This is a genomic window from Paenibacillus sp. FSL K6-1096 (assembly GCF_037977055.1).
Lineage (GTDB): Bacteria > Bacillota > Bacilli > Paenibacillales > Paenibacillaceae > Paenibacillus_AQ.
In genome coordinates this window covers 3,694,851-3,720,361 of record NZ_CP150274.1, presented here as the reverse complement: position 1 = coordinate 3,720,361, position 25,511 = coordinate 3,694,851, and the positions used below count along the sequence as shown (strand labels likewise).

Genomic DNA, 25,511 nt, shown 5'->3' with positions numbered 1-25,511 from the left:
AGAACGCAAAAAGAAGAGGATTCGCTCCCCTTCTTTTTGGCTAAAGAATGTATAAGTGATGAGCGGCAGCTCTCAAGCTTCGTAAGTGCTTCCCTCACTATATCCTATATACCGCTAATTTGCAAAAGTCCCGCGTTAATTCAGCTCCGGCTTCACCGGTCCGATGACATAGAGGGTCCGTGACTTCCGGCCGAAATTACGCGCATGGCTCAGTGAATCGTAATAGACATCCACCTTATTGCCTTTGATGGCACCGCCGGTATCCTCTGCGCGGCGGAATCCTAATCCTTCAATGTACACCCACCAGCCAATCGGAATTACATTCGGATCAACAGCGATAGTACGCCCTTCTGTCACACGTGTGCCTGAGGCGGTACGGGTTCCAATACCCGGCTCCTGCGAGGAATACGCCGTCATGGATACATTTTTGATCATGCGCTTATACTCAAAATTCACGCCTGCCTTGCTCGTTACCTTGTTCGCCTTAGCGCTGACTTTGGATGATTTGGAGGTTGCTTCGGGTTTGGAAGTTGTGGCCACAACAACGGGCTTAGGAAGAGGCTTGGTGCCCACGGCAATCACCTTGTCTTTGGTGACTGTGTGTACTTCCTTGCCGATCATGCGCATGGATGCCAGCTCGCCATCGTGATAGACCTTCTCGATGTGCTGGATCATTACGCCCGGCTTGCCTGCCTGTGCTACCCGAACGGTTCCCTTGGTTAATGAGGGGTCTGCTGTCTTGATGACCCGGAACGGCAGGTTGGTGGTCCGCTGGACGACCTGCTTGTTAACCCGGACAATCTTGACTTTCATATCGGCAGATACTGCGGTGTCTTTCGAAGGGTAAATCTTGTCTAAGCCTTCCAGGCTATAGCCCAGCTTGCCGATTGCCTGACCAATAGTATCCTCGGTCGTGAATAATACCTTTGTCTTTCCGTCCGCCGTAAGGATGAACCTCTGTGCGGTGTTAATAACGACACGGTCGCCGTCTTTTATCTCATCACTAAGGGCAAAAGATAATTCATCATGCTCCTGGAGCGATATCTGTTCTTTGGCCAGTACATCACTGAGCAGCGCCTCGCGCGTCTCCAGCGTCTGTACCCGTCCGTCTATGACTAGAGTAATTTCCTTTTTGCTCTGACCGTGTACGTACAGCAGAATGAACAGTGCGATCACAAGGGATAACACACCGGCAAGCAATAATACCCGGGGGTTGACTTGCTTCCACCGTAATGCGAAAGACCTGCTGGATGATTGCGAATCATGGGATACCTCTGGTTGGAATACGCCCACTCTCTCCATCCTCCTTACATAGCCCCGTCGTCCAAGTATATCAAGGTGACTGAATCACTTCTGACGAAACTAAGTTTGAGATTACAACAGGATACGCCCGCATTGCTTCAGCGTCTCCTGCTCATGGATCGCCTCTCGGCATGGTGACTCCCGGATCTGTTATATAACAGTATGCCGGGATCATCCGCAATATTCAAAACAAAAAAGCCAAGAAAGAGTTCACAGAGGACTCTTTCGTGGCTTCTCCGGTGTCGAATACAGGCGGCTATGCACGAGGTTTCCTCTCTTACTTACGCTTACGGGGTTAGCTGTCGGGTTCGGGCATAAGAGAGATGCCCTATCTTAGGTCACCCGCTCACGGCGGTTGCCCTTAAATTCACCCCAAAGACCACGTAAAGAAATCAAATAATTGTCTGCGGCAATTCTGTGCTGTGCTAGGTACGTTCATGCGGCAGAGCAATTATCGGTTCCCCCGTTCTCCATACGGAGATTAAGCGAGACGATCCATGAATAAGTGGCTGTCACTGAAACAACAGCTCACTGCACTGAAAAGATGATATCCTGTTTTGATGCATGTTGTAAAGGACGATTCAACCACGTTTACGTAAAAAAATCATTAAAATATTGTAATATCCGGCTGTTTTTCGATTAAAAAAGTTCAATATATCGGCTATACTTCATTTTTGACCGCTTTTACTCGCTTTTTCAGACTATCCCAAATCGTTCCAGTGCGTTCGCATACGTAATTTCCGCCAATTCCTGTAATTCCAAGCCTTTTATTTCCGCTGCTGCCTCGGCGACCAATCTCACATGAGCGGACTCATTTCGCTTGCCCCGGAACGGGTGTGGTGTCAGGTATGGCGAGTCCGTTTCGATCAGGAGCCGGTCCAGCGGAGTCTGGGCAAGCACCTCTTTGGGCACCCTGGCGTTCTTGAAGGTGATAGGCCCCCCGAAGGACAAATGGAACCCGAGATCCAGACACATTTTGGCAGTCTCCCAGCTCCCGGAGAAGGAATGCATCACGCCTCCCACCTCACTGGCCTTCTCCTCGCGGAGAATGCGGACAACATCCTCATGGGCATCCCGGTTATGAATGCTGATCGGCATCTTCAGCTCACGGGCCAGGCCAATCTGCTTGCGGAATACTTCATGCTGCACATCCTTCGGAGAGGTATCCCAATAGTAATCCAGCCCGATCTCGCCGATGGCAACGACCTTGGGATGGGCGCACAGGGAAGCAATCCATTCGAGGTCCCCGTCCTTCATAGTGACCGCATCCTGGGGATGCCAGCCCACCGCTGCATAAATATAATCATATTGCTCAGCAAGCTGCATCGTGGTCGGAATCGTCTCGCGGTTGAAGCCGATATTGATCATTTTGCTGACTCCGGAGGCATGGGCGCGGGCAATCACCTCTTCGCGGTCTTCGTCGAATTGCGGCGCATCCAGATGGGTATGTGTGTCGAATAACTGCATGAATGAACATCCTTTCTGCCTTAATTTCTATAGTATAGGGTCAAGCTTAAGCGGTTACCTGGCGAAAATTTCTGCTATCCTTGCCGGCAGCTGCGGAAGGGCTTTCTGTACCTTATCCTGCGGAAAATAAAGATGGTACCGCCCCCGGTGTATTCCGCTGATCGAGCGGACAATATCCGAGACCTCAGAGATTTCCCTCAGCCGCTCATGCCGGTCCAGCAGCAGGATCTGTTTGCTGTCGAATCCGTCTCCCGGACGGAACACATCATAAGGCAGATCGGTGGGATAATCAATCTCCAGATCATAATCGGCACGCAGCCCGGCCGCTGAGAAGCTGCGGCGGATTTCGTCAATCGTCTCGGAATCGAGATGCTCCGTCTCTACATATTTATACAGCCTGCGGTGAATAAACCGGCTGCACAGATCGCTCAGCACCGGGTCGTCCTCCAGCGTCCACTGCATGAAGGCCGTCTGCATCAGCGCCTCATCCAGCAGCAGGTACTGGGCCACCGACACCTCTCCGCTGAACAAATCGCTTAATGGCTCAATCATGAACCGGAAGGCATGTCCCTCCAGCACCAGCTCCTTGGCTCTGCGGAGAATCTGCCGGAGAATAATCTCCGAGCTGCGGGTCACCGGGTGGAAATAGACCTGCCAATACATCTGATAACGGGACATCAGATAATCCTCGATAGCGTGCATTCCTGATTCCTTGACCACCACCCGGCCGTCATACGGACGCAGCATCCGCAGAATCCGGTCGATGTCGATCGTTCCGTAATTCACCCCTGTATAGTACGCATCCCGCAGCAGATAATCCATCCGGTCGGCATCCAGCGGTCCCGACACCAAATTGACAACAATTTCGTGCTCATAGGTTTTGGCAATGACCGAAGCCACCTTGGCGGGGAAATCATCTGCCACATCGCGCAAGATGGCCGTAATTTCGGTATCCTCCAGAATAATCCGCCGGGTCCAGTCCTCATGATCCATTTCAAAAGCTTCTTCTATAGAATGGGAGAACGGGCCATGTCCCAGATCATGCAGCAGCGCGGCGCACAGCGTAAGCAGTCTTTCTTCAGGCATCCAGTCCTTGTAGCCGCTCCGTTCGAATTGGGAGATGATTCTGCGGGTAATCTCATACACGCCAAGCGAATGGGAGAACCGGCTGTGCTCTGCGCCATGGAAGGTCAGATAAGAGGTGCCAAGCTGCCTTATGCGCCGCAGACGCTGGAATTCCGGGGTGTTAATCAGTCTCCAAATAATGGTGTCCTGCACGTGAATATAGTTGTGAACCGGGTCCTTAAATACTTTCTCTTCAGACAAAGGCTGCCTCATGAGCTCAACTCCTTTTCTTGTTTTATAAGAAATAGTGTCATATAATGTCGAAAGTTGACGATTATTGTACTGACAAATCGACAAAAGACTTTTACTGCTCTTTGTAAAGAAAATGCTTGTTCCCCAGCGGAATAAAAGTTTTCGCAAAAGATTCCTTAAAATTAACCTCAAAAAAGGTTGACTGTTTTGGGAATGGTTGGTATTATAAATATCATAAAACAGTGAAGAATGTCGAATAATGACGCTTTTGAACATTGAGAGGAGCAACGATTGTAATGATGAAATCAACAGGAATTGTACGTAAGGTAGACGAGCTTGGACGGGTCGTTATTCCGATTGAATTGCGTCGCACCCTTGGCATTGGAGAAAAAGATGCGCTCGAAATTTACGTGGACGGTGAGCGGATCATGCTTAAGAAATACGAGCCTGCTTGTATTTTCTGCGGCAATGCTGAGAATGTAACTTACTTCAAGGGTAAAATTGTTTGCCATGAATGTATTTCTACTATCCCTACCCCTGTGACAAACTAAGATAAATAGGGTATAATAGGAACTAATCCAATTGTTAATTCTAACCTTTTTATATCTCCTTGGCCTCCTGTTCGCGCGGGAGGTATTTTTTTATCTTAATTTCCGGGGACTTTCCCCGGATTCCCCTTTTCCCTAGAAAGCATTTTTACAACCATTTCACAACCTTGACTTATAAAATCTGCTGCTTCCCCTCCCAAACCCTCCCCACGGGGAGGGCCCCAAAGGGCACCTGCCCTCTGGACACCTGGAAGCTCGGCGAATCCCTGCAACTGGCGCGGAAGGAAGCAATGTTCGGCGCAGGACCGGCCCTTCTCGGACTCCCTGACGGTACGTCCTCAGGGCCTTACCCGCGAGGGGGGCGCCATAGGCATATTGCCTACGGCGGCTGCGCGGTATGGCGGCTTCGCCGGCCATGACAAGACCTTATGGTGGCTTCGCCAGCCATGACAAGACCTTATGGCGGCTTCGCCGACCATGACAGGAGTTATAGTGCCGAAGGATTTATTTTATATAGTTGGAACATCACACCATGGATGATTTGGATAAGAATGCTTCTATTAGTTAGCTAATCCCAACCGCTTGTTACCTATTATATAAATAAATTTCAACCATTTACAACCAGTTATACCCTTTAAATATTTCTTTTTCCAAAGTAATCTTCTATTCCCGCTCGAGCAGCGAGTTATAAATATCCCTCTTAGACAGGCCGCGGTCGGACGCGGCTTTTTTCATAGCCTCTTTACGTGGTAAGCCTGAAGCTTCATAGTGGGCAACATGCGCCTCCACCTCAAGCTCGCGCCACCAGGAGGATTCGGCCAGTTCTGCCTCTTCCTTGCTCTCCCCCTCCAGTACGATGACGTATTCGCCGAGCGGTGGATGCTCCTCCAGCCAGGCCAGGCATTCCTCCAGGGTTCCGCGCAGGAACTCTTCATAACGCTTCGTCAGCTCACGCGCCAGCGTGACCCGGCGGTTGCCGAACGCTTCCAGCAGATGCGCCAGTGTCTTGGCGACACGGTGCGGGGACTCGTAGAAGAGCAGTGTCCCTTGTGCCGCACGCAGGGATGACAGAACGGTACGGATGTCCTTGCGCTCACGGGGCAGAAAACCTACGAAGGTAAAGCTGGAAGTGGGCAGACCGGATGCGATCAGAGCAGACAAGGCGGCATTCGCCCCGGGCACCGGAATGACCGGAATCCCGTGGCTGACGGCCAGCGCGACCAGATCGGCACCAGGGTCGGAAATCGCCGGCAGGCCGGCGTCGCTAACCAATGCCAAATTTTTACCTTCTATTATATAGCGTATCAGCTCAGGCCCGCTGGCGGCCTTATTATGCTCATGATAGCTGAACAGCAGGGACGGCGTAATCTCGAAATGGCTCAGTAATTTGCGTGTCTGTCTGGTGTCCTCTGCAGCAATGATGTCACATTCCTTCAGCATGCGGACGGCACGGTAGGTCATGTCCTCCAGATTGCCGATCGGCGTCGCTACCAGATACAGCTTCCCGCATCCGTCCGGCTTCGCTCCAGCCTGGTTATTCTGAAAGCTGCTTTGGCATTGTATCTTCATTGGCGGATATCCTCTTTGTTCCCGTAGTAGATGTCCAGAATCTCCGGACAGTATTGATTGTCCTCATTATATACGATAAGCGGGGGTTGTAAACGCACCTCAGGCTTCCCGTCCCGCGCAGCCTCAATCAGCACCATATTGGCCTCTAAGTGAGCACGGGGATGCACAAAGCGGATCACCTTCGGCTCCAGCCGGTGCTTGCGCATCAGACTAATGATATCGGCCAGCCGCTGCGGCTTGTGCACCATGCTGACTTTGCCCCCGGTGCGGACCAGCCGTACACAGGCCTGAATGACCTCCTCCAGCGTGCAGCCGATTTCATGGCGGGCCATTGCCTGATGGCTATTCAGCTTCAGATCGCTTCCATTCAGCGGCATATAAGGGGGGTTTACCGTAATGGCATCATATACGCCATAGCCTGCCGTAGTATGCAGCTCCCGCAGATCTCCCTCATGAATCTGGATTCTCTCCTCCAGCCCGTTAAGCGCCACACTGCGCCGGGCCATATCGGCCAGCCGGGGCTGAATTTCGACAGCTTCAATGGCAGCCTTCGTCCGCGTCGTCAGCAGCATGGGAATGACCCCGTTGCCCGTACACAGATCAAGCACTCTCCCGCGCGGGGGAACACTGGCGAACCGGGCCAGCAGCACAGCATCCATCGAGAAGCTGAACACTTCATCGCTCTGGATGATTTTCAGATTATGGGTCAGCAGATCATCAATCCGTTCCGCCTCATATACCGGCACAGATGAATTATGAAATGATTGGGTCATCGTATTCTCCTCAACTTATGGTGAAGCCTATGCCTTCAGCAGCATAGCCTGCGCAACATTCAAAAAAACCGTAGGCGACAATCTCCTACGGCTGGATATCCTCATTTATTAAGAAACGAAAGACAGAACAGACAATCGCCTTCTGTCCGCAAATGTCCAAAGTAGACATTGCAGATATGGAAGCCTTCGTGATACAGCCGGGCCAGGTTATCATAACCTTCCCCGACCACCTCTTCTTTCCCTTCAGCCGCAAGAATGGCCTCGGCCTCAGCAGAAAGGGCGGTTTTATCCAAAGGTGCTTCCCTTTTTAGTATGATACGCAGCTGCTCATTCTCCAGACTAAGCTTCTGATTGGCTTCCATCAGCTCTTTGACCGTCTGTTTCCAATCGCCAAGCGTGGCGCGCATCTCATCAATCTGCGCTTCCATCTCCTGCATGTGTGCAAATATATTCTTGTTCTCCAAGTCTCCACCCCGAAAGTAACCTTATAATGGTTTACTTGACGACAACATCATCCATTGGAAGTTCTTTAACTTTGCCCACTTCAAACAACTGTACATGAACGGTGCGGCTTCCGGCGTTAATTCCGACAACCTTGCCGTCACCGAGCGAGGTGATCACCATCTTGCCTACGGCCGGCATTTCTTCCTTCGTGCTCTCATAGTTATCATGCTCAAATTTCAGGCAACACATGAGCCGTCCGCATAATCCGGAGATTTTGGTCGGGTTCAGCGAGAGATTCTGATCCTTCGCCATCTTGATCGACACCGGCTCGAAGTCACCCAGCCAGGAGGAGCAGCAGAGCACCCGCCCGCAGGGTCCAAGTCCGCCCAGCATCTTGGCTTCATCACGCACACCGATCTGCCGGAGCTCGATGCGGGTGCGGAATATGCTCGCCAGGTCCTTGACCAGTTCACGGAAATCGACGCGGCCCTCAGCCGTGAAATAGAAAATGATTTTGTTACGGTCAAACGTAAATTCCACATCCACCAGCTTCATTTTGAGGCCATGATCGCGGATTTTATTTAAACAGGTCGTAAAAGCATCCTTGGCTGCACCTTTATTCTCTTCCACCACGCGCGCGTCGGTTTCACCGGCAATCCGCATGACCTTCTTGAGCGGCAGCACCACGTCAGCTTCCTGCACCTCTTTTTTGCCAACGACAACCTTACCGTATTCGACCCCTCTTGCAGTCTCGACAATTACGCATTGATCGCGTTCAATCGGGAAATCAAGCGGATCGAAGTAATATATTTTACCCGCTTTTTTGAAGCGGACACCTACTACGCTGTACAAAAATTAACCCCCTTGTTTGACGGTAAAAGGAACCCTTAAGCAAGACTGTTTCCCTCATGATCCATGCTTGTCCTTCCTCGTCCGCTAAACCTGATATTCCAGGGTGCTGAGGATTATCTTATTTAACCCGAACCTCTAGCCTTCCAGCCGGATTAAGAACTGCTCCAGACAGAGCTGGGCATTGGCATTGGAACGAAGCTTCCGCTTGCTCTCCGCTGCATATTCCATATAAGCCACCCATTGTTCCGTACTCCGCTGGCGGGCAGCCTTGGAAATAAAGTCTAACTGATCTATGAAAACGATGCTTTCGTGCTTTCGGTACAGGAAGTAGAGCATATCTTTGAACCATAAGTGAAACATGCTGAAAAGAATATCCAAATGTTCACCGAGTCCGGTCTTGAACAGCTTAGATCCTGCGGTCGCCACCGCAGAGCTGCCCTTGCCCAGGGACTCCTTCGCTAATTGTAACACTAGATTTCTCATTTCTGCAAACCAATTCTGTGCCAAAAGTTCCCTGCAGCCGTCGATGCCTGCGCTTAAGGATACCGCACACCTGGCCAGCGGCACCGGAACACCCTCGCCGGACAGTGCCTGAAGCATTATATCGGGATGAAGCGGGCTGAACGGGATACGCTGGGTTCTGGACTGGATCGTGGGCAGCAGGGCACTGCTGTTATCCGAGATCAGAATTCCAACGGCCGGAGCAGGCGGCTCCTCCAGAAATTTCAGCAGACTGTTGGCAGCCTGCACCGTCATAAGGTCTGCACCTTCTATAATATAAACCTTCGGGTGAATTCCCTCCGAGCGGTAGGAGAACACACGCTGAAGTTCGCGAATCTGGTCAATCTTGAGGCTTGCCCCGTCAGGGCGAAGCAGTGTCAAATCCGGGTGGTTCCCATGCTCCACCTTCCGGCATTCCAGACATTCCCCGCAGGCATCATCCTTGCAGCCGGTGCAGAAAATCGCCTGGGCGAACGTCAGCGCCGTCTTAACCTGTCCGCTGCCTGCGGGGCCGGTAAACAGATAGGCATGGCTTACCGCATCCTTGCGCAGAGCATTCTGAAGCAGACGCTTGGCATCCTCCTGCCCTAATATTTCATCAAAAGACATATGCTCCTCCAACTCTGTCAGAAAGAAAAATTAATCAGCAGTCCGCGGATCTCTCCGACCCTGCCCAGGAGATCGATCCGGCCCTGCTCACTGTCCAGCAGATCATCGGCCATATTCAGCAGCGCGGCATCAATCTCCTCCAGCAGCTTGTAACGCTTGCCGCGCCCCCGCCGGTCCCAGCCCTTCGTTTCCTTCAGAATGACGCCGCGGCGGGCCGTCTCCTCCAGGAACCGCTTGATCATGTTCCGGTAGATCGCCAGCTCGCGGACAGTCATCGATTTGGATAACCGGTCGCCTTGCTGCTGGATGTCCTTAATCTGGCGGTTTAACTCATCTATCGTCTTCTGCTGGCTATGCTGCTGAAAGACGTCGTTGAAGTTTTTGTGTTCAACCGGCCGTCTTTCAGCGTCAGTCGCCGATAATTCACTTTTGAGGGGCCTGTAGCCCGGGTTGATCTTCAAGGATATCTACCGCCCTTATGGTCTGTAGCCCCTTAGGCTCAGTAATGCTCGAACCGGTCGACAGGAAGCACGAATACGGTGGCTCCGCCTACCTGCACTTCCACAGGAAGCGGCAAATAGGAATCGGTCGTACCGCTCATCGGCGTAACCGGAGTGACCAATTGCTCACGCACTTTGCAGCTGTTGCGGATAACAGTGAGAACAGCATCTACTTGAATATCATCTACCCCGATCAGAAAGGTAGTGTTACCCGCGCGGAGAAATCCGCCTGTACTGGCCAGCTTGGTCGCGCGGAAATTCGCCTTAACCAGTTCACTGGATAGCCGGTTGCTGTCTTTGTCCTGGATAATTGCAATGATCAAATTCATCTCGTATCCCCTCCTGCATATTGGTAATCACAGAGCTGGCAGCAGCTTATGCGCTACAGGTCTGTGTGTAATCATTATACCTCTACCGTTATATTAGACAAAACCTTTTAGAAATCCTTCAAAATCCTGTCCTTCAATACCTGCACCAGCTCCTGCTCCACCATATGGATGGGACGGTTGGCGTCAAGCACAACAATCCGCTGCTGCTCTGCGGCAATGACCTGTTCATAGCCCGCCTTCACCTTCTGATGGAATTCAAGGCTCTCCAGATCCAGGCGGTTGACTTCACGGCCATGATTGGCGGCAATCCGGGACAGGCCCACCTCGGGGTCCACATCAAGGTAGAAGGTAAGATCCGGCATTCTTCCGCCTGTAGCGAACCGGTTAATCTCCCGCACCGCTTCAATCCCCAGACCTCTTGCCACCCCCTGATAGACCAGACTGCTGTCGACAAAACGGTCACAGAGCACCGTAATTCCCTGCTCCAGTGCCGGCTCGACCACCTCGGCCAGATGCTGGCTTCTTGCCGCCGCATATAACAGCGCCTCCGTCCGCGCATCCATCGCTGTGTGGGCCGGGTCCAGGATGATGGAGCGGATCTTCTCCGCAATCTCGATTCCGCCCGGCTCGCGGGTAATGATATAGGGCATGGAGTGGTTCTGCAGATAGGCTGCTACTCTGCCCAGTATCGTTGTTTTGCCGGAGCCGTCCCCTCCCTCCAGAGTAATGAAGAAACCTTCTCGCTTCACTTATGCTTCTCCGCCCTTCTGATTGTTGTATACCTTAATCCGCTGTAAGGCGGGATCGGCACAGGCCTGGAACTTGGCCCCGCCATCGCGCAGCCGGATCAGCCTGCCCAGTACAGGCGCTGTGATTGTCTCTCCAGGGTACAGCAGCGGAATGCCTGGCGGATAGGGGATCACCATCTCCGCCGCCATCCTGCCCGCACCGGCTTCAAGCTTGACGCTCTCTGTCTGTCCGGCGGCAACCGGCTTCGTAGAGAACGCAACCGGGGCCGAAATCTGCGGAACACTGAAATTGTTCCACGTGGAATGTTGAGCAGGTGAGGATGGTATCCCCTCTCTGCTGTCATTATATGATGCATCCTGGGCGGTGTTCCCCGGGATGCCGGGGCTCTGCGCTGCAATATCCCGCAGCGCCTCCAGCAGCACCGCTGCCTCCTCCGCCTTCGAGCCGAGGCTGAAGGCCAGCACCACGTGCCGGTCGTCGCTCATCTCCGGCACGATCCCCCTCGCTTCGAGCAGCCGCTGCAGCTCGAAGCCCCCCAGGACCCCCGCGGCATCATAGATGACCGCCTTGAAGGGGTCCTGGGCCGTATACGCCGCCGGGCGCAGCGGCGGCGGCCCGGTCCCGGCGGCGGCGTTGCCAGCGCCGCCGGGGCTGTGCTGCTGCGCCGGCGGCTGCAGCAGCCGGAAGCGCGGCAGCGCCGCCAGGCCGCGCTGCAGGGCGTCCACGGCGGCGAGCCCCGCCGTGAAGGCAGCGGCGCCGCGGCTGTGCAGCAGGCGCCGGGCCAGATCGAGCGAAGCCATCACGGGGTAGGATGGGCTGGAGCTCTGCACCATGGCCAGCCGCTGGCGCAACAGCGCGCGGTCGAGCCGTGGGCCCTGCACATGCAGCATGGCGCCCATCGTCAGCGCCGTCAGCATCTTATGCGTGGACTGCACCACGCCGTCCGCGCCACAGGCCAGCGCCCCGGGCGGAAGCGCCGGGTGCTGCCCGTAATGCGCCCCATGGGCCTCATCCACCAGCAGCGGCACGCCGCTGGTGTGACAGGCCTGCGCGAGGGGCGCAAGGTCGCTGCCCATGCCGTAGTAATTCGGCATGGTCACCAGTACGCCGGCAGCCTCCGGGTAGGCTGCCAGCGCAGCCTGCACCGTCTCCGGTGACGGTGCAACGGCAAGTCCGCTGCCCGGGTCAAGCAGCGGCTCCAGGAACACGGCGCGTGCGCCTGCCAGCATCAGTCCATGGATGACCGACTTATGGACGTTGCGCTGCACTAAGAGCAGCATCCCCGGCTCCGGGCAGACGGTCAGAATCAGCGCCAGATTGCCCGCTGTGCTTCCGCCTACGAGCAGGAAGCTCTCCTCCGCGCCATAACAGGCTGCTGCCAGCTCCTGCGCCTCGCGGATCACTCCTTCCGGGTGATGAAGATCATCCGTTCCGGTAATCTCCGTTACATCATAGCGCATCACTTCCACCAGAAGCCCGGCATCTTCAGGGTTCCGGTAAGCCGCACCATTCTTATGGCCCGGCACATGATAAGATATATTTCCCTTCTGTCTGTATTGCTCTAACATTTCGTATATAGGCGCCCTTTCAGGCTGTAGCTTGTCCATCGGCTTTTCCTTCCTTCGGGTTACCTTCTATTTTAGCGTAAATCCAGCCTTACGCCTATTGTTCTGCATCCGAATCCTCAATAAACTCCCGTCCGCTTGGCGGAGATCCTACAACTTTTCCTTTACAATAAAAAAGCTCCCCTCACCCGTTCAGGGCAGAGCAGCCGTTAAGAGAATACATCATTTTGCAGGAGACAAAGCACATTTTCACCACCCGCTCTTTATAGGGTAATTCTGATACAGGCAGAGCACTTGGGTTAAGCATTCTTCATCAGATTGATCTTCTTCATCCGCCCGATGAAAAAACGGTACTTCGCGTCCTCCGCCTCCGTATGCACCATCTCACTCTCACAATCCTCACAGATGAAATGTGAGACAATCACAATGCCCTCTTCCTTCTCCTGGCCGCAGATGATGCAGGCCTGCCCTGTTTGCTGTTGCTGTTCCATAATCATCCCACCTTGACTCTTTTAAGAACAGTATGCTACACCTTCTATCATTTTAAACCTTTTCATAGTTTTTTCCTAACCCTTCATAGCCTGAAATATATATATTCGCCATATCCCCAATCGGTGATTCCGGTCCGGCCGGTTTAACAAAACGCACGCACAGGCCGATATTAATAACAAGATCACTTCTGAGGAGGTCCGGAATTCCTGTATGGAACCCAATACCAAAGGTGCAGCAACATTCTATCAATACAAGCTTATCAGAAAAATCAATATTACCGCCCCTCTGGTGCGGATATATCTGGTCCTCCCCCTACTCTGCCTGATACTTGAGAGCATCTTCCTGTCCTGGTTCAGCATCCTGTATATGATTATCGCCGCACCGGTCATGCTGTGGATTCAGTATGTCATCTCGCGCTCTGTCCTGCTGATTACCGGGCATCCGGTCGCCAAGCGCTGGAGACTGTCCCTGCGGCTGCCATGGCCCGGTTACATGCCCGACCAGTACATCAACTACGGTATCTTCCGCAAAGTCCAGTTGCATAACCTCTGGATCGGCCTGTGTATCGCCGCACTTTTCATTGTCTGGGCTCCGCCTGCTTTCACGTCATCCCTGGCCGTATGCCATCTGTGGCTCCTTCTGCCGCGGCTCTATACCCTGCTGCGCCTGAACCGTGCCGCACAAGACGGAATGCTCAAATTCAGTGCGGCCGACGCCTCCTATTACACCCAATAATCCATATCAGCTATACATAAACTTTGAATCCAGCAGCCTTCCCACAAAAAATCGCCATCCGCAATACCGGACGGCGATTTTTTAGCGGCTCTTCAAGCCTTTCGTAGTGACCTTCTTCTCCTTCGGAATCATCACAATGAAGTAGCCATCATGAACAGTCAGGTGTACAATCGTTCCTTCCTTCTCGAACACCCGGGAGCTTCCGGACTCCTCATCATTAGATTCCTGCTCCTCCCAGCCCCACTCCTTAATAGTCTCCAGGTACGGCTCCGGTACACCCTTCTTCTCCTTCAATCCGGGCAGAGAGTACCGCACATAATCCATGGCAACGTTCGTCGTGGTCCGGTCGGGAGAACTGGCCTCCTTCGGGACGGGGAATTCCTTCTCATTGAGCGCACCATCAAAAGTCTCCCAGGCAGGCTCTTTCGTTCCACAACCAGCCAGCATAAGTCCGACTATACAAAGAATAACGAATATCCATATAGGTTGGGTTCGCTTCATACCTTAAATCCTCCTTACCTCTACCATGCATCTTAAGACGCAAGAAAATTCCAGGTCAGAATTTCAATGTAGTTCATTCGTATTAAGGCATCTGCTTAATAATTGCACTTTTCCATTATACTTGGAACCATCGCCTTGTCGGTAACAAAAATGTCACCCGTTTGTAAGCGTTTTTATTATTTTTGGTTTCGCAGTCCTATCCCTTTATTTCTATGTGCCTAGGCCTCAAGTATACTATTGTCGAATCATCGTCTTCAGTCGCCATAGGACCGTCTTCTACTTTTCAGAACCTTCGCTCCTTATCCACTGCTATACAAGTACAACCCGCTTAAACTACTGATACAACAAAACAAGCAGCAAAACGTAATTCATCTCGCTGATTTCTGTGCGTTTGACTAAAGAGCTGTATAAACTTATCCTACTTCGGCGGTGTCTGTGTATTTGGCTGAAGCAGTTGGACAAACGTATCTTATTTTGCTGGTTTCTGCGCATTTGGTGGAAGCAATTGGATTAATAGCATCTATTGGAACGCGTTACGGTTACTTGGGCTGGAATCGAAAGAATTAAGTGTTGTTTATCCAACTGCTGTCTGAGGATCGTCCATTCCTTCCCCAGCAAGTGTACAAAATCCAACTACTTCCCCTTCCCCTTTGTCTTTCATCCCCGTTTATCCGATCCATTCAGACATCGCCCATCTCATTAGCCATGCAGCCCATGCATACAAAAAAACCACTGTCGAGTGATCAACAGTGGTTTTGTGTGCTTGGCGGCGTCCTACTCTCCCAGGACCCTTCGGTCCAAGTACCATCGGCGCTGGAAGGCTTAACGGTCGTGTTCGGGATGGGTACGCGTGGAACCCTTCCGCTATCGCCACCAAACATGATTTTTCGAAGCCTACGCTTCTCGAAATCGCTACAGAAAATATCAAACCATCGGTTTAACTTCCTGCCAGGCTTAATCGCCTGAAAACTGAATCCGAAACAGAAATCTGCGTTTGCCCTTGTTACGGGGCCCCCGGAAAGTACTCGGAATCCGCTTTGTCAGCGTCTTCTTCACTTTTTGGGGTAGTTTATTGGATAAGCCCTCGACCGATTAGTATTGGTCAGCTCCATGCATTGCTGCACTTCCACCTCCAACCTATCTACCTCGTCGTCTTCAAGGGGTCTTACATACTGGGAAATCTCATCTTGAGGGGGGCTTCACGCTTAGATGCTTTCAGCGCTTATCCCGTCCGTACGTAGCTACCCAGCCATGCTCCTGGCGGAACAACTGGTGCACCAGCGGTACGTCCATCCCGGTCCTCTCGTACTAAGGACAGCTCCTCTCAAATTTCCTGCGCCCACGACAGATAGGGACCGAACTGTCTCACGACGTTCTGAACCCAGCTCGCGTACCGCTTTAATGGGCGAACAGCCCAACCCTTGGGACCTACTTCAGCCCCAGGATGCGATGAGCCGACATCGAGGTGCCAAACCTCCCCGTCGATGTGGACTCTTGGGGGAGATAAGCCTGTTATCCCCAGGGTAGCTTTTATCCGTTGAGCGATGGCCCTTCCATGCGGTACCACCGGATCACTAAGTCCGACTTTCGTCCCTGCTCGACTTGTAGGTCTCGCAGTCAAGCTCCCTTCTGCCTTTGCACTCTTCGAATGATTTCCAACCATTCTGAGGGAACCTTTGAACGCCTCCGTTACTCTTTAGGAGGCGACCGCCCCAGTCAAACTGCCCGCCTGACACGGTCCCCGTACCCGCTTAGGGTACCAGGTTAGAACCTAGATACGATCAGGGTGGTATCCCAACGGCGCCTCCAGCGAAGCTTGCGCTCCGCTTTCCACGGCTCCCACCTATCCTGTACAGATCGTACCCAAATTCAATATCAAGCTGCAGTAAAGCTCCATGGGGTCTTTCCGTCTTGTCGCGGGTAACCTGCATCTTCACAGGTATTAAAATTTCACCGGATCTCTCGTTGAGACAGCGCCCAAGTCGTTACGCCATTCGTGCGGGTCAGAATTTACCTGACAAGGAATTTCGCTACCTTAGGACCGTTATAGTTACGGCCGCCGTTTACTGGGGCTTCGGTTCATAGCTTCGGGTTACCCCTAACCACTCCCCTTAACCTTCCAGCACCGGGCAGGCGTCAGCCCGTATACTTCGCCTTGCGGCTTCGCACAGACCTGTGTTTTTGCTAAACAGTCGCTTGGGCCTTTTCACTGCGGCCCCCTCGGGCTATTCACCCTACCGAGGCACCCCTTCTCCCGAAGTTACGGGGTCATTTTGCCGAGTTCCTTAACGAGAGTTCTTCCGCGCGCCTTAGAATTCTCTTCTCGCCTACCTGTGTCGGTTTGCGGTACGGGCACCTTCTCCTGGCTAGAGGCTTTTCTTGGCAGTGTGAGATCATGACCTTCGCTACTGTAATTTTCGCTCCCCATCACAGCCCAGCCTTATGATGTGCGGATTTGCCTGCACATCAGCCTCACTGCTTAGACGGACATCCATCAGTCCGCGTCACTACCCTCCTGCGTCACCCCATCGCTCATAGCGGATTACGGTGGTACAGTAATTTCAAACTGTTGTCCTTCGACTACGCCTGTCGGCCTCGCCTTAGGTCCCGACTTACCCTGAGCGGACGAGCCTTCCTCAGGAAACCTTGGGCTTTCGGCGGATCAGATTCTCACTGATCTTTTCGTTACTCATACCGGCATTCTCACTTGTATGCTGTCCAGCGCTCCTTACGGTACACCTTCAACCTACATACAACGCTCCCCTACCCCTGATGCAAGCATCAAGCCATAGCTTCGGTGGTGTATTTAGCCCCGTTACATTTTCGGCGCAGAGTCACTCGACCAGTGAGCTATTACGCACTCTTTCAATGGTGGCTGCTTCTAAGCCAACATCCTGGTTGTCTGTGCAACTCCACATCCTTTCCCACTTAACACACACTTGGGGACCTTAGCTGATGGTCTGGGCTGTTTCCCTTTTGACAATGGATCTTAGCACTCACTGTCTGACTCCCGGCAAGAAGTAAGTGGCATTCGGAGTTTGACTGAGCTTGGTAACCCTTGCGGGCCCCGCACCCAATCAGTGCTCTACCTCCACCACTCCATTCACCGAGGCTAGCCCTAAAGCTATTTCGGGGAGAACCAGCTATCTCCGAGTTCGATTGGAATTTCTCCGCTACCCCCACCTCATCCCCGCACTTTTCAACGTACGTGGGTTCGGGCCTCCAGTGCGTGTTACCGCACCTTCACCCTGGACAGGGGTAGATCACACGGTTTCGGGTCTACGCCCACATACTTAGTCGCCCTATTCAGACTCGCTTTCGCTGCGGCTCCGGCTTCTCACCTTAACCTTGCATGTTGAACGTAACTCGCCGGTTCATTCTACAAAAGGCACGCCATCATCCATATAGAGGACTCTGACTTTTTGTAAGCACACGGTTTCAGGTTCTATTTCACTCCCCTTCCGGGGTGCTTTTCACCTTTCCCTCACGGTACTGATTCACTATCGGTCGCCAGGTAGTATTTAGCCTTAGCAGATGGTCCTGCCGGATTCATACGGGGTTTCACGTGCCCCGCACTACTCGGGATCCGTCTCGGAGGGGTTAAACTTTTGGCTACAGGGCTTTTACCTCTATCGCGGGCCTTTCCAGACCTCTTCGCCTACCTTAACCTTTTGTAACTCCATGTGAGACGTCCCACAACCCCAAGGGGCAAGCCCCTTGGTTTAGGCTGTTCCGCGTTCGCTCGCCGCTACTGACGGAATCACTATTGTTTTCTCTTCCTCAGGGTACTTAGATGTTTCAGTTCCCCTGGTCTGCCTCTGCGTATCCTATGTATTCAGATACGAGTAACTGTGCATTACCACAGCTGGGTTTCCCCATTCGGACACCCCCGGATCAAAGCTTGCTTACAGCTCCCCGAGGCAGTTTCGTTGTTCGCCACGTCCTTCGTCGGCTCCTGGCGCCTAGGCATCCTCCGTGTGCTCTTAGTAGCTTAACCAATCGCTCCGGTATTGGCTTATTTGCTCATCTTGTTTTGAATAGCGCATACGGATAAATCCGCCCGCTGGAATATTCAAAGCCAAAGGTCGCTCACAATCCAAAACCTTCACTTAGTATAACTAAAAACTTCAAACTTGTTTACACAAGTTCAGCTTAAAGGAATGTTCTAAAACGCAAATTCGTTTCGGTATCCAGTTTTCAAGGATCAAGTTGTAGTCTGAAACGTTTAACGGCACTTTCGTGATCGTCCAAACCTTTCAGAAACTGAGAGCTTAAACTCTCAAAACTGACCAACGAGTGAGCAACTAGCCGACCGGCTAGATTTCAAATTTGAATGTCTTCATCGCAGAAGACGATTCTCCATAGAAAGGAGGTGATCCAGCCGCACCTTCCGATACGGCTACCTTGTTACGACTTCACCCCAATCATCTACCCCACCTTCGGCGGCTGGCTCCCTTGCGGGTTACCCCACCGACTTCGGGTGTTGTAAACTCTCGTGGTGTGACGGGCGGTGTGTACAAGACCCGGGAACGTATTCACCGCGGCATGCTGATCCGCGATTACTAGCAATTCCGACTTCATGCAGGCGAGTTGCAGCCTGCAATCCGAACTGAGACCGGCTTTGCTGGGATTGGCTCCACCTCGCGGCTTCGCTTCCCGTTGTACCGGCCATTGTAGTACGTGTGTAGCCCAGGTCATAAGGGGCATGATGATTTGACGTCATCCCCACCTTCCTCCGGTTTGTCACCGGCAGTCACTCTAGAGTGCCCAGCTTCACCTGCTGGCAACTAAAGTCAAGGGTTGCGCTCGTTGCGGGACTTAACCCAACATCTCACGACACGAGCTGACGACAACCATGCACCACCTGTCTCAACTTTCCCCGAAGGGCACCTGATGCATCTCTGCTTCGTTAGTTGGATGTCAAGACCTGGTAAGGTTCTTCGCGTTGCTTCGAATTAAACCACATACTCCACTGCTTGTGCGGGTCCCCGTCAATTCCTTTGAGTTTCAGTCTTGCGACCGTACTCCCCAGGCGGAGTGCTTACTGTGTTAACTTCGGCACCAAGGGTATCGAAACCCCTAACACCTAGCACTCATCGTTTACGGCGTGGACTACCAGGGTATCTAATCCTGTTTGCTCCCCACGCTTTCGCGCCTCAGCGTCAGTTACAGCCCAGAAAGTCGCCTTCGCCACTGGTGTTCCTCCACATCTCTACGCATTTCACCGCTACACGTGGAATTCCACTTTCCTCTTCTGTACTCAAGCCACCCAGTTTCCAGTGCGACCCCAGGTTGAGCCCAAGGTTTAAACACCAGACTTAAATAGCCGCCTGCGCGCGCTTTACGCCCAATAATTCCGGACAACGCTTGCCCCCTACGTATTACCGCGGCTGCTGGCACGTAGTTAGCCGGGGCTTTCTTCTCAGGTACCGTCACTCCGGCAGCAGTTACTCTACCGGACGTTCTTCCCTGGCAACAGAGCTTTACGATCCGAAAACCTTCATCACTCACGCGGCGTTGCTCCGTCAGGCTGTCGCCCATTGCGGAAGATTCCCTACTGCTGCCTCCCGTAGGAGTCTGGGCCGTGTCTCAGTCCCAGTGTGGCCGTTCACCCTCTCAGGTCGGCTACGCATCGTCGCCTTGGTGGGCCGTTACCCCGCCAACTAGCTAATGCGCCGCAGGCCCATCCCCAAGCGGCAGATTGCTCCGCCTTTCATTCTTTCCTCAGGAGAGGAAAGAGATTATCCGGTATTAGCTACCGTTTCCGGTAGTTATCCCAGTCTTAGGGGCAGGTTGCCTACGTGTTACTCACCCGTCCGCCGCTAAGCCAAGTTGGAAGCAAGCTTCCAACAAGACTCCGCTCGACTTGCATGTATTAGGCACGCCGCCAGCGTTCGTCCTGAGCCAGGATCAAACTCTCCAATTAGGACGCTTACCGAAGTAAGCGCTTATAGAAAGAGCGATAGCTCATTTTGAAACATCTGACGAGAATGGTTACATTCTCTAATTTGGAATCACCGAGGTGATTTCCGATACTCACTCGTTGTTCAGTTTTCAAAGATCAAGCTCGTTGTCAGCGATCATTATCTCGTCGCCAGCAACTCTTATAATATATCACATCCGACCGATCAATGCAAGCTCTTTTTTTAACTTCTTTTCGAGCAAGGCGTTGATGTTTCGCGGCCAGAAATAGAATATACCATGGTTAGAGATTCATTGCAAGAGTTATTTCGAAAATTACAGAAAGCTATGTCACTTTCCTTATAACAGCAACTCAGCTGTCGGATGACATAGCTTTCTATTCGCTATCAAAACCATGCTTAAGCAATAATCTCCTGAATATGCAGCTCCCGCTCCTGGGCCAGATTCACAATGGTGCCTTCTACCTGAACCATCGGCCTGGTGGGATGAGTACGGTCAGTGAAGATAATCTCCCCGTGGCGCCCGTCGCTAAGACGTATCCGCGTTCCGCTGTACAGATCGGTTGTTTTCTGGATGAAGGTTTGGACAATGACCGGGTCCAGCTTGCCGAAGCTCTCCTTCTGAAGCTGCTCCAGGACCAGATAAGGCGACTGTGCCTTCCTGTAGGCCTTGCCCAGGGTCATGGCATGGAAGATGTCAGCCACCGCCACGATCTTGGCGTAGAAATGAATCTGGGTGCCATCCAGCCGGAGCGGATAGCCTGTACCATCGATCTTCTCGTGGTGCTGGAGAGCGGCCAGTCTGACCCCCTCGTTAATCGCAGTGACATTGCGCAGCAGCTGATATCCGTAGGTTGTATGTCTGCGCACTTCATCCAGCTCACTTGCGGACAAGGGAGTCGGCTTCTGCAGCAGCGCCTCATCCACCTTGATATTGCCTATATCATGCAGCAAGCCGGCAAAAGCAGCCTGCATCCAGTCCTTCTGGGGATATCCGCACCACTGGGCAATCCGGTATGATGTCAGGGCAGATAATACGGCATTATGATAATTATAATCCTGGTCCAGCAGAACACGCGGTGCAAATTTCAGGACATGATAATCTTTCAGATGGCTAATCAGCAGCTCCAGCTGGCTCCGCAGCTCGAAGATGGGAAGGGCGGCGGCCGCCGCCGCCCGGTAGCTCTGTTTGATCAGCACCAGCATCTTCTCATATTCATCGTGAAGCGGGGAATTGCTTTTGGCGAGTACGGACTCGTTAATTAAGGCTCCTGCCCGGGGCGCCTGCTGCTTACCCGCCGGTCTGACCGGCTCCGCGGCCTTGTCTTCTCCCTGTGCGCCTTCAACCTCAACCTGGCCAATCAGAAAAGCCTGCAATATCTCTATATCCCGCGGGAGAATGATCTTCCCCTTACTGAATAACACCCCTCCAAGAGGAGTAATAACATCCTTAATAATCTTAGCCCCCGCCTGAATCTCTCCAACGGATATGTTCGGCATACGTTCAGCCCCTTTAGTTCGGTGACACCTGTAATGCTCTAAATTATACTCCAAAAAAAAGCATGGGTCTCTATAAATCAGAAACCCATGCTCCTCTATATCTGCCTATTCTTGATGATCCTCTTCGTGGTCCGCATTTACTTCTGCATCAGGCTGGCCATTGTCGCCTTCACCCTCCACAGCTAGTGCTTGAACCTCTTCACCATCCGCCTGTTCGGTTAATTCATCTTCCTCTTTGTCCGCTCTGCACAGCGTAGCTACAGCATCATCCTCACGGATGTTAATCAGCTTCACGCCCTGCGCGTAACGGCCCATCGTGGAAATACCGTCCATGCTGGTACGGATCAGGGTGCCGCTGGTGGTAATAATCATCAGATCCTCGTCCCGCTTGACGACCTTCAGCCCGACAACCGGCCCGTTCTTATCCGTAAGGTTAATGGTCTTGATGCCCTTGCCGCCCCGGGTCTGATACCGGTAGTCACTGGCAGGCGTCCGCTTGCCGTACCCCTTGGAGGTAACAATCAGCACTTCAAGTTCAGGGTCCACACAATCCATTCCAATGACATGGTCATTGTCATCCAGCGTGATGCCCTTAACCCCGGTAGCGCTGCGGCCCATAGAGCGTACATCATTCTCCGAGAAGGTAATCGACATGCCGCGGGCGGTACCGATAATCAGGTTCTGCTGCCCGTCAGTCAGCTTCACTTCAATCAGGGAATCCTCCTCACGGAGGTTGATTGCAATCAGGCCGCCTTTGCGGATGTTGTTATAGTCCTCCAGAGGCGTCTTCTTCACGATGCCCTCGCGGGTAGCGAAGAACAGGTATTTGTCGCTGTCCGCTTCTTCTACCTGGATGACCGCACTGATCTTCTCACCCTGCTCAATCTGAATCAGGTTAATGATCGGCGTTCCCCGGGCGGTGCGTCCAAGCTCCGGAATCTCGTAAGCCTTAATCCGGTAGACCTTGCCCTTATCGGTGAAGAACATCAGATAATTATGGGAGTTGCTCACGAAGAGATGCTCCACAAAGTCCTGGTCCTTGGTGTCCATCCCCATTACACCGCGTCCGCCGCGCTTCTGGCTGCGGTAGGTGCTGACCGGGAGACGCTTGATATATCCGGTATGGGTAATGGTGATTACCACTTCTTCACGCGGGATCAGATCCTCGTCCAGGATACTCTCTTCCCCGACCGTGATCTCGGTACGGCGGTCATCAGAGTACTTATCCCGGATCTCCTGCAGCTCGTTACTGATGATCTCCAGCACCAGATGCTCGTTCGCCAGAATCTCACGGTATTCAGCGATCTTGGCGAGGAGTTCGTTATATTCATTCTCAATCTTCTCGCGTTCGAGACCAGTCAGGCGCTGCATCCGCATATCGAGGATCGCCTGGGCCTGCTCTACGCTTAGACTGAAGGTTTCCATCAAGCCTTCACGGGCAATATCAGTCGTCCGTGAACCGCGGATCAGGGCAATGACCTCATCCAGATGATCCAGGGCAATGCGCAAGCCTTCCAGAATATGCGCCCGAGCTTCCGCTTTCTTCAGCTCAAAGATCGTCCGCCGGCGGATAACCTCGATCTGATGCTGCAGGTAGTGATACAGCACATCGCGCAGGTTCAGAATCTTCGGCTCACTATTAACGATAGCCAGCATGTTGATGCCGAAGGTGGACTGCATGGAGGTATGCTTGTAGAGATTGTTAAGCACAACGCTCGGATTCACATCGCGCCGCATTTCGATGACTACACGCATACCGGTACGGTCGGATTCATCCCGCAGATCCGTGATCCCTTCAATCTTTTTCTCGCGGACCAGTTCAGCAATCTTCTCAACCAGCCTTGCTTTGTTAACCTGGTAAGGAAGCTCATGCACAACAATTCGTGCCTTGCCGTTATTCTCTTCAATCGTCGCTTTGGCGCGCATCGTCACCGAGCCGCGTCCAGTGCGGTAGGCCTGACGGATTCCCTCGCGGCCCAGAATATAACCGGCTGTCGGGAAGTCAGGGCCCTGGATATATTCCATAAGCTCCATAGGCGTAATATCTGGATTCTTAATCATCGCCTGTACGCCGTCAATAACCTCGCCAAGATTGTGCGGAGGAATATTGGTCGCCATCCCCACCGCAATCCCGCCAACACCGTTGACAAGCAGGTTCGGATAACGGGCAGGCAATACTACAGGCTCATTCTCTTCACCATCATAGTTGGGAGCGAAATCAACGGTCTCTTTGTTCAGATCGCGGAGCATTTCCCCGGCGATTTTGGATAGCCGCGCTTCGGTATAACGCATGGCTGCAGCCATATCCCCGTCAATGGAACCGAAGTTGCCGTGACCGTCTACGAGCATATAGCGCATGGAGAAATCCTGGGCCATACGCACCATGGTTTCATAGACCGCCGAATCACCGTGAGGATGGTATTTACCGATAACCTCTCCGACGATTCTCGCTGATTTTTTGTGAGGCTTATCCGAGGACATTCCAAGTTCCGACATTGCAAACAAAATGCGTCGGTGAACAGGCTTGAGTCCGTCCCGCACATCCGGCAAAGCCCGGCTAACAATGATGCTCATTGCGTAATCCATAAAGGATTCACGCATTTCAACGCCAATGTCCCGATCCCTGATTTGCGGGTTATTTTGTTCAGCCATGAGTTGGTGGACCTCCTTCAGTTAAAAACCGCTACCCTATATTATATTACTTTCACAAATGCAGCACAATTAAACATGATAGCCTGGTATGGTCTTAATTGATTTTCTTTTCGTACGGGTAAGGATATACGCCCTCTCCGCTGGTGTCTTCAGTACATAGACTATAAAGACAAGAAGAAAGGATGAATGACCCTAATTACGTTCAGAAGACATGATCCCATATCCTTTTATTATACCATTGATTCGGTTGCTTGTCCTGAAAAATCGCTATGCGTAAAGAAACGGAGGCAGATCATGAGGATTCAACGCGTGTCCAGCAAATGGGCCAAAACGAAAGTCATTATGCAGAACCGTCAGCTCTCGGTCTTCATCCCGGAAACACGCAAATACGCTCTGGAAAATCTGATAGAGCTTCTGGACATGTATGGAACTGTATACGTTAAGCCGGACCGCGGCACCTATGGCAGCGGGGTGATGCGAGTGGAGCGGCGGCTGGTCCATCTTACCCCCAGTGAGCTGCAGACGGATTACAGTGATCCGGCAATAGAAGCAGGAGACGATGAGGCAGAAGCACCGGCAGCCCCCACGCTCATGTATATTCTCAGATATGCAAAGGATGCCGAGGTCTATAACACCCCGGAGGAGCTCCATGATGCCCTGTCGTCGCGGATCAACGGGCCTACGTATCTTATTCAGCAGGGCATTGACCTGCTTCAGCATCAGGGGCGGCCGTTCGACCTGCGGGTCCTTACCCAGAAGAATCTCCAAGGCTCCTGGGAGACGACAGGGTTGCTGGGACGGGTAGCCGCACCGCACAAGGTGATCACGAATTATCACAGCGGGGGCAGCATTTTCCAGGTCGGGGAGCTGTTCAGAGAACATATGTCGCCCGATGAGAAAACTTCAACCATCCAGCAATTGAAGTCACTGGGCGTCCGGATCGGAGCGCAGCTGGAGACAGCCTATCCCGGGCTCAAGGAGATCGGGCTGGATGTGGCGATAGATCAGCATCATGATCTGTGGCTGCTTGAAGTGAACACCCTGCCGTCCATCATCGTCTTCAAGAAGTTCCCCAATAAAGCCATCTACCGCAGAATCCAGCGTTATGCCATTGCCTACGGACGTTTGAAGCCTAACCGGACCGCTTCCGGCAGCCGCAGGTAACGCACACTTAAGCTTTAGCG

General features: G+C 52.6%; 19 protein-coding genes, 3 rRNA genes and 1 riboswitch. Of the genes, 3 read left to right on the top strand and 19 right to left on the bottom strand.

The window, feature by feature from the left end:
- Positions 1 to 135: 135 nt before the first annotated feature.
- The 3 genes from MHI24_RS16570 to MHI24_RS16560 all read right to left on the bottom strand — a co-directional run bounded on the left by MHI24_RS16570 (position 136) and on the right by MHI24_RS16560 (position 4,107).
- Complete coding sequence (locus MHI24_RS16570; RefSeq protein ID WP_340020661.1) at positions 136 to 1,293, bottom strand: 3D domain-containing protein; 1,158 nt, start codon at positions 1,291 to 1,293, stop codon at positions 136 to 138.
- Positions 1,294 to 1,571: 278 nt separating this feature from the next.
- A riboswitch (cyclic di-AMP (ydaO/yuaA leader) is annotated at positions 1,572 to 1,800 on the bottom strand.
- Between the two features lie 198 nt (positions 1,801 to 1,998).
- On the bottom strand, positions 1,999 to 2,769 hold the full coding sequence (locus MHI24_RS16565; protein ID WP_340020660.1) for a TatD family hydrolase: 771 nt from the start codon (positions 2,767 to 2,769) through the stop codon (positions 1,999 to 2,001).
- Between the two features lie 54 nt (positions 2,770 to 2,823).
- On the bottom strand, positions 2,824 to 4,107 hold the full coding sequence (locus MHI24_RS16560; RefSeq protein WP_340020659.1) for an HD domain-containing protein: 1,284 nt from the start codon (positions 4,105 to 4,107) through the stop codon (positions 2,824 to 2,826).
- 275 nt (positions 4,108 to 4,382) lie between these two features.
- On the opposite strand from MHI24_RS16560, the gene MHI24_RS16555 reads away from it, so the two are divergent.
- Entirely contained in the window at positions 4,383 to 4,637 is a 255-nt protein-coding gene (locus MHI24_RS16555; protein WP_042123095.1) for an AbrB/MazE/SpoVT family DNA-binding domain-containing protein, read from the top strand.
- 660 nt (positions 4,638 to 5,297) lie between these two features.
- Here MHI24_RS16555 and rsmI read toward each other — a convergent pair.
- The 10 genes from rsmI to MHI24_RS16505 all read right to left on the bottom strand — a co-directional run bounded on the left by rsmI (position 5,298) and on the right by MHI24_RS16505 (position 13,017).
- Entirely contained in the window at positions 5,298 to 6,203 is a 906-nt protein-coding gene (gene rsmI / locus MHI24_RS16550; protein ID WP_340020658.1) for a 16S rRNA (cytidine(1402)-2'-O)-methyltransferase, read from the bottom strand.
- Positions 6,200 to 6,976: a tRNA1(Val) (adenine(37)-N6)-methyltransferase gene (locus MHI24_RS16545; protein ID WP_340020657.1), complete on the bottom strand. Its 777-nt coding sequence runs from the start codon at positions 6,974 to 6,976 to the stop codon at positions 6,200 to 6,202. Before MHI24_RS16545 ends, rsmI begins: the two co-directional genes overlap by 4 nt.
- 101 nt (positions 6,977 to 7,077) lie before the next feature.
- Positions 7,078 to 7,440, bottom strand: coding sequence for a DNA replication initiation control protein YabA (gene yabA / locus MHI24_RS16540; RefSeq protein ID WP_340020656.1), 363 nt, complete (start codon positions 7,438 to 7,440; stop codon positions 7,078 to 7,080).
- Between the two features lie 31 nt (positions 7,441 to 7,471).
- Positions 7,472 to 8,272 carry a stage 0 sporulation family protein gene (locus MHI24_RS16535; protein WP_238655778.1) on the bottom strand — a complete coding sequence of 267 codons (801 nt, stop codon included), beginning with the start codon at positions 8,270 to 8,272 and terminating at the stop codon, positions 7,472 to 7,474.
- 135 nt (positions 8,273 to 8,407) lie between these two features.
- Positions 8,408 to 9,382, bottom strand: coding sequence for a DNA polymerase III subunit delta' (gene holB, locus MHI24_RS16530; protein WP_340020655.1), 975 nt, complete (start codon positions 9,380 to 9,382; stop codon positions 8,408 to 8,410).
- A gap of 17 nt (positions 9,383 to 9,399) precedes the next feature.
- Positions 9,400 to 9,843, bottom strand: a complete 444-nt coding sequence (locus MHI24_RS16525) for a YaaR family protein (protein WP_340020654.1) — start codon at positions 9,841 to 9,843, stop codon at positions 9,400 to 9,402.
- A gap of 38 nt (positions 9,844 to 9,881) precedes the next feature.
- The gene (locus tag MHI24_RS16520) at positions 9,882 to 10,211 is read right to left on the bottom strand and encodes a cyclic-di-AMP receptor (protein WP_340020653.1); all 330 of its coding nucleotides are present in this window, start codon (positions 10,209 to 10,211) and stop codon (positions 9,882 to 9,884) included.
- Positions 10,212 to 10,318: 107 nt separating this feature from the next.
- The gene (gene tmk / locus MHI24_RS16515; RefSeq protein ID WP_340020652.1) at positions 10,319 to 10,960 is read right to left on the bottom strand and encodes a dTMP kinase; all 642 of its coding nucleotides are present in this window, start codon (positions 10,958 to 10,960) and stop codon (positions 10,319 to 10,321) included.
- Entirely contained in the window at positions 10,961 to 12,568 is a 1,608-nt protein-coding gene (locus MHI24_RS16510; RefSeq protein ID WP_340020651.1) for an amino acid decarboxylase, read from the bottom strand.
- 257 nt (positions 12,569 to 12,825) lie between these two features.
- On the bottom strand, positions 12,826 to 13,017 hold the full coding sequence (locus MHI24_RS16505; protein WP_340020650.1) for a sigma factor G inhibitor Gin: 192 nt from the start codon (positions 13,015 to 13,017) through the stop codon (positions 12,826 to 12,828).
- A gap of 211 nt (positions 13,018 to 13,228) precedes the next feature.
- Here MHI24_RS16505 and MHI24_RS16500 point away from each other — a divergent pair, with 211 nt between their 5' ends.
- Positions 13,229 to 13,753 (top strand): hypothetical protein, encoded by a 525-nt coding sequence (locus tag MHI24_RS16500; protein WP_340020649.1) that lies wholly within the window; start codon positions 13,229 to 13,231, stop codon positions 13,751 to 13,753.
- A gap of 81 nt (positions 13,754 to 13,834) precedes the next feature.
- Here the strand turns inward: MHI24_RS16500 and MHI24_RS16495 are convergent, their stop codons facing one another.
- The 6 genes from MHI24_RS16495 to gyrA all read right to left on the bottom strand — a co-directional run bounded on the left by MHI24_RS16495 (position 13,835) and on the right by gyrA (position 24,327).
- Positions 13,835 to 14,254 (bottom strand): hypothetical protein, encoded by a 420-nt coding sequence (locus MHI24_RS16495; protein ID WP_340020648.1) that lies wholly within the window; start codon positions 14,252 to 14,254, stop codon positions 13,835 to 13,837.
- Between the two features lie 761 nt (positions 14,255 to 15,015).
- Positions 15,016 to 15,132 (bottom strand): 5S ribosomal RNA (gene rrf, locus MHI24_RS16490).
- A 194-nt stretch (positions 15,133 to 15,326) separates the two neighbouring features.
- Positions 15,327 to 18,251: ribosomal RNA gene (locus tag MHI24_RS16485) — 23S ribosomal RNA — on the bottom strand.
- Positions 18,252 to 18,619: 368 nt separating this feature from the next.
- Positions 18,620 to 20,180 (bottom strand): 16S ribosomal RNA (locus MHI24_RS16480).
- The 16S, 23S and 5S rRNA genes sit together here, the layout of an rRNA operon.
- 394 nt (positions 20,181 to 20,574) lie before the next feature.
- Complete coding sequence (locus MHI24_RS16475) at positions 20,575 to 21,675, bottom strand: HD-GYP domain-containing protein (protein WP_340020647.1); 1,101 nt, start codon at positions 21,673 to 21,675, stop codon at positions 20,575 to 20,577.
- 105 nt (positions 21,676 to 21,780) lie between these two features.
- On the bottom strand, positions 21,781 to 24,327 hold the full coding sequence (gene gyrA / locus MHI24_RS16470) for a DNA gyrase subunit A (RefSeq protein WP_340020646.1): 2,547 nt from the start codon (positions 24,325 to 24,327) through the stop codon (positions 21,781 to 21,783).
- 294 nt (positions 24,328 to 24,621) lie between these two features.
- Here gyrA and MHI24_RS16465 point away from each other — a divergent pair, with 294 nt between their 5' ends.
- Positions 24,622 to 25,491 carry a YheC/YheD family protein gene (locus tag MHI24_RS16465; RefSeq protein ID WP_340020645.1) on the top strand — a complete coding sequence of 290 codons (870 nt, stop codon included), beginning with the start codon at positions 24,622 to 24,624 and terminating at the stop codon, positions 25,489 to 25,491.
- Positions 25,492 to 25,511: the final 20 nt, after the last annotated feature.

Coding starts and splice junctions, on each gene's coding strand:
- MHI24_RS16520 (WP_340020653.1), bottom strand. CDS start 10,211: ATGAATTTGATCATTGCAATTATCCAGGACAAAGACAGCAACCGGCTA.
- gyrA (WP_340020646.1), bottom strand. CDS start 24,327: ATGGCTGAACAAAATAACCCGCAAATCAGGGATCGGGACATTGGCGTT.
- MHI24_RS16495 (WP_340020648.1), bottom strand. CDS start 14,254: ATGAAGCGAACCCAACCTATATGGATATTCGTTATTCTTTGTATAGTC.
- MHI24_RS16475 (WP_340020647.1), bottom strand. CDS start 21,675: ATGCCGAACATATCCGTTGGAGAGATTCAGGCGGGGGCTAAGATTATT.
- rsmI (WP_340020658.1), bottom strand. CDS start 6,203: ATGAAGATACAATGCCAAAGCAGCTTTCAGAATAACCAGGCTGGAGCG.
- MHI24_RS16555 (WP_042123095.1), top strand. CDS start 4,383: ATGATGAAATCAACAGGAATTGTACGTAAGGTAGACGAGCTTGGACGG.
- MHI24_RS16500 (WP_340020649.1), top strand. CDS start 13,229: ATGGAACCCAATACCAAAGGTGCAGCAACATTCTATCAATACAAGCTT.
- MHI24_RS16505 (WP_340020650.1), bottom strand. CDS start 13,017: ATGGAACAGCAACAGCAAACAGGGCAGGCCTGCATCATCTGCGGCCAG.
- MHI24_RS16560 (WP_340020659.1), bottom strand. CDS start 4,107: ATGAGGCAGCCTTTGTCTGAAGAGAAAGTATTTAAGGACCCGGTTCAC.
- holB (WP_340020655.1), bottom strand. CDS start 9,382: ATGTCTTTTGATGAAATATTAGGGCAGGAGGATGCCAAGCGTCTGCTT.
- MHI24_RS16545 (WP_340020657.1), bottom strand. CDS start 6,976: ATGACCCAATCATTTCATAATTCATCTGTGCCGGTATATGAGGCGGAA.
- MHI24_RS16565 (WP_340020660.1), bottom strand. CDS start 2,769: ATGCAGTTATTCGACACACATACCCATCTGGATGCGCCGCAATTCGAC.
- MHI24_RS16510 (WP_340020651.1), bottom strand. CDS start 12,568: ATGGACAAGCTACAGCCTGAAAGGGCGCCTATATACGAAATGTTAGAG.
- MHI24_RS16465 (WP_340020645.1), top strand. CDS start 24,622: ATGAGGATTCAACGCGTGTCCAGCAAATGGGCCAAAACGAAAGTCATT.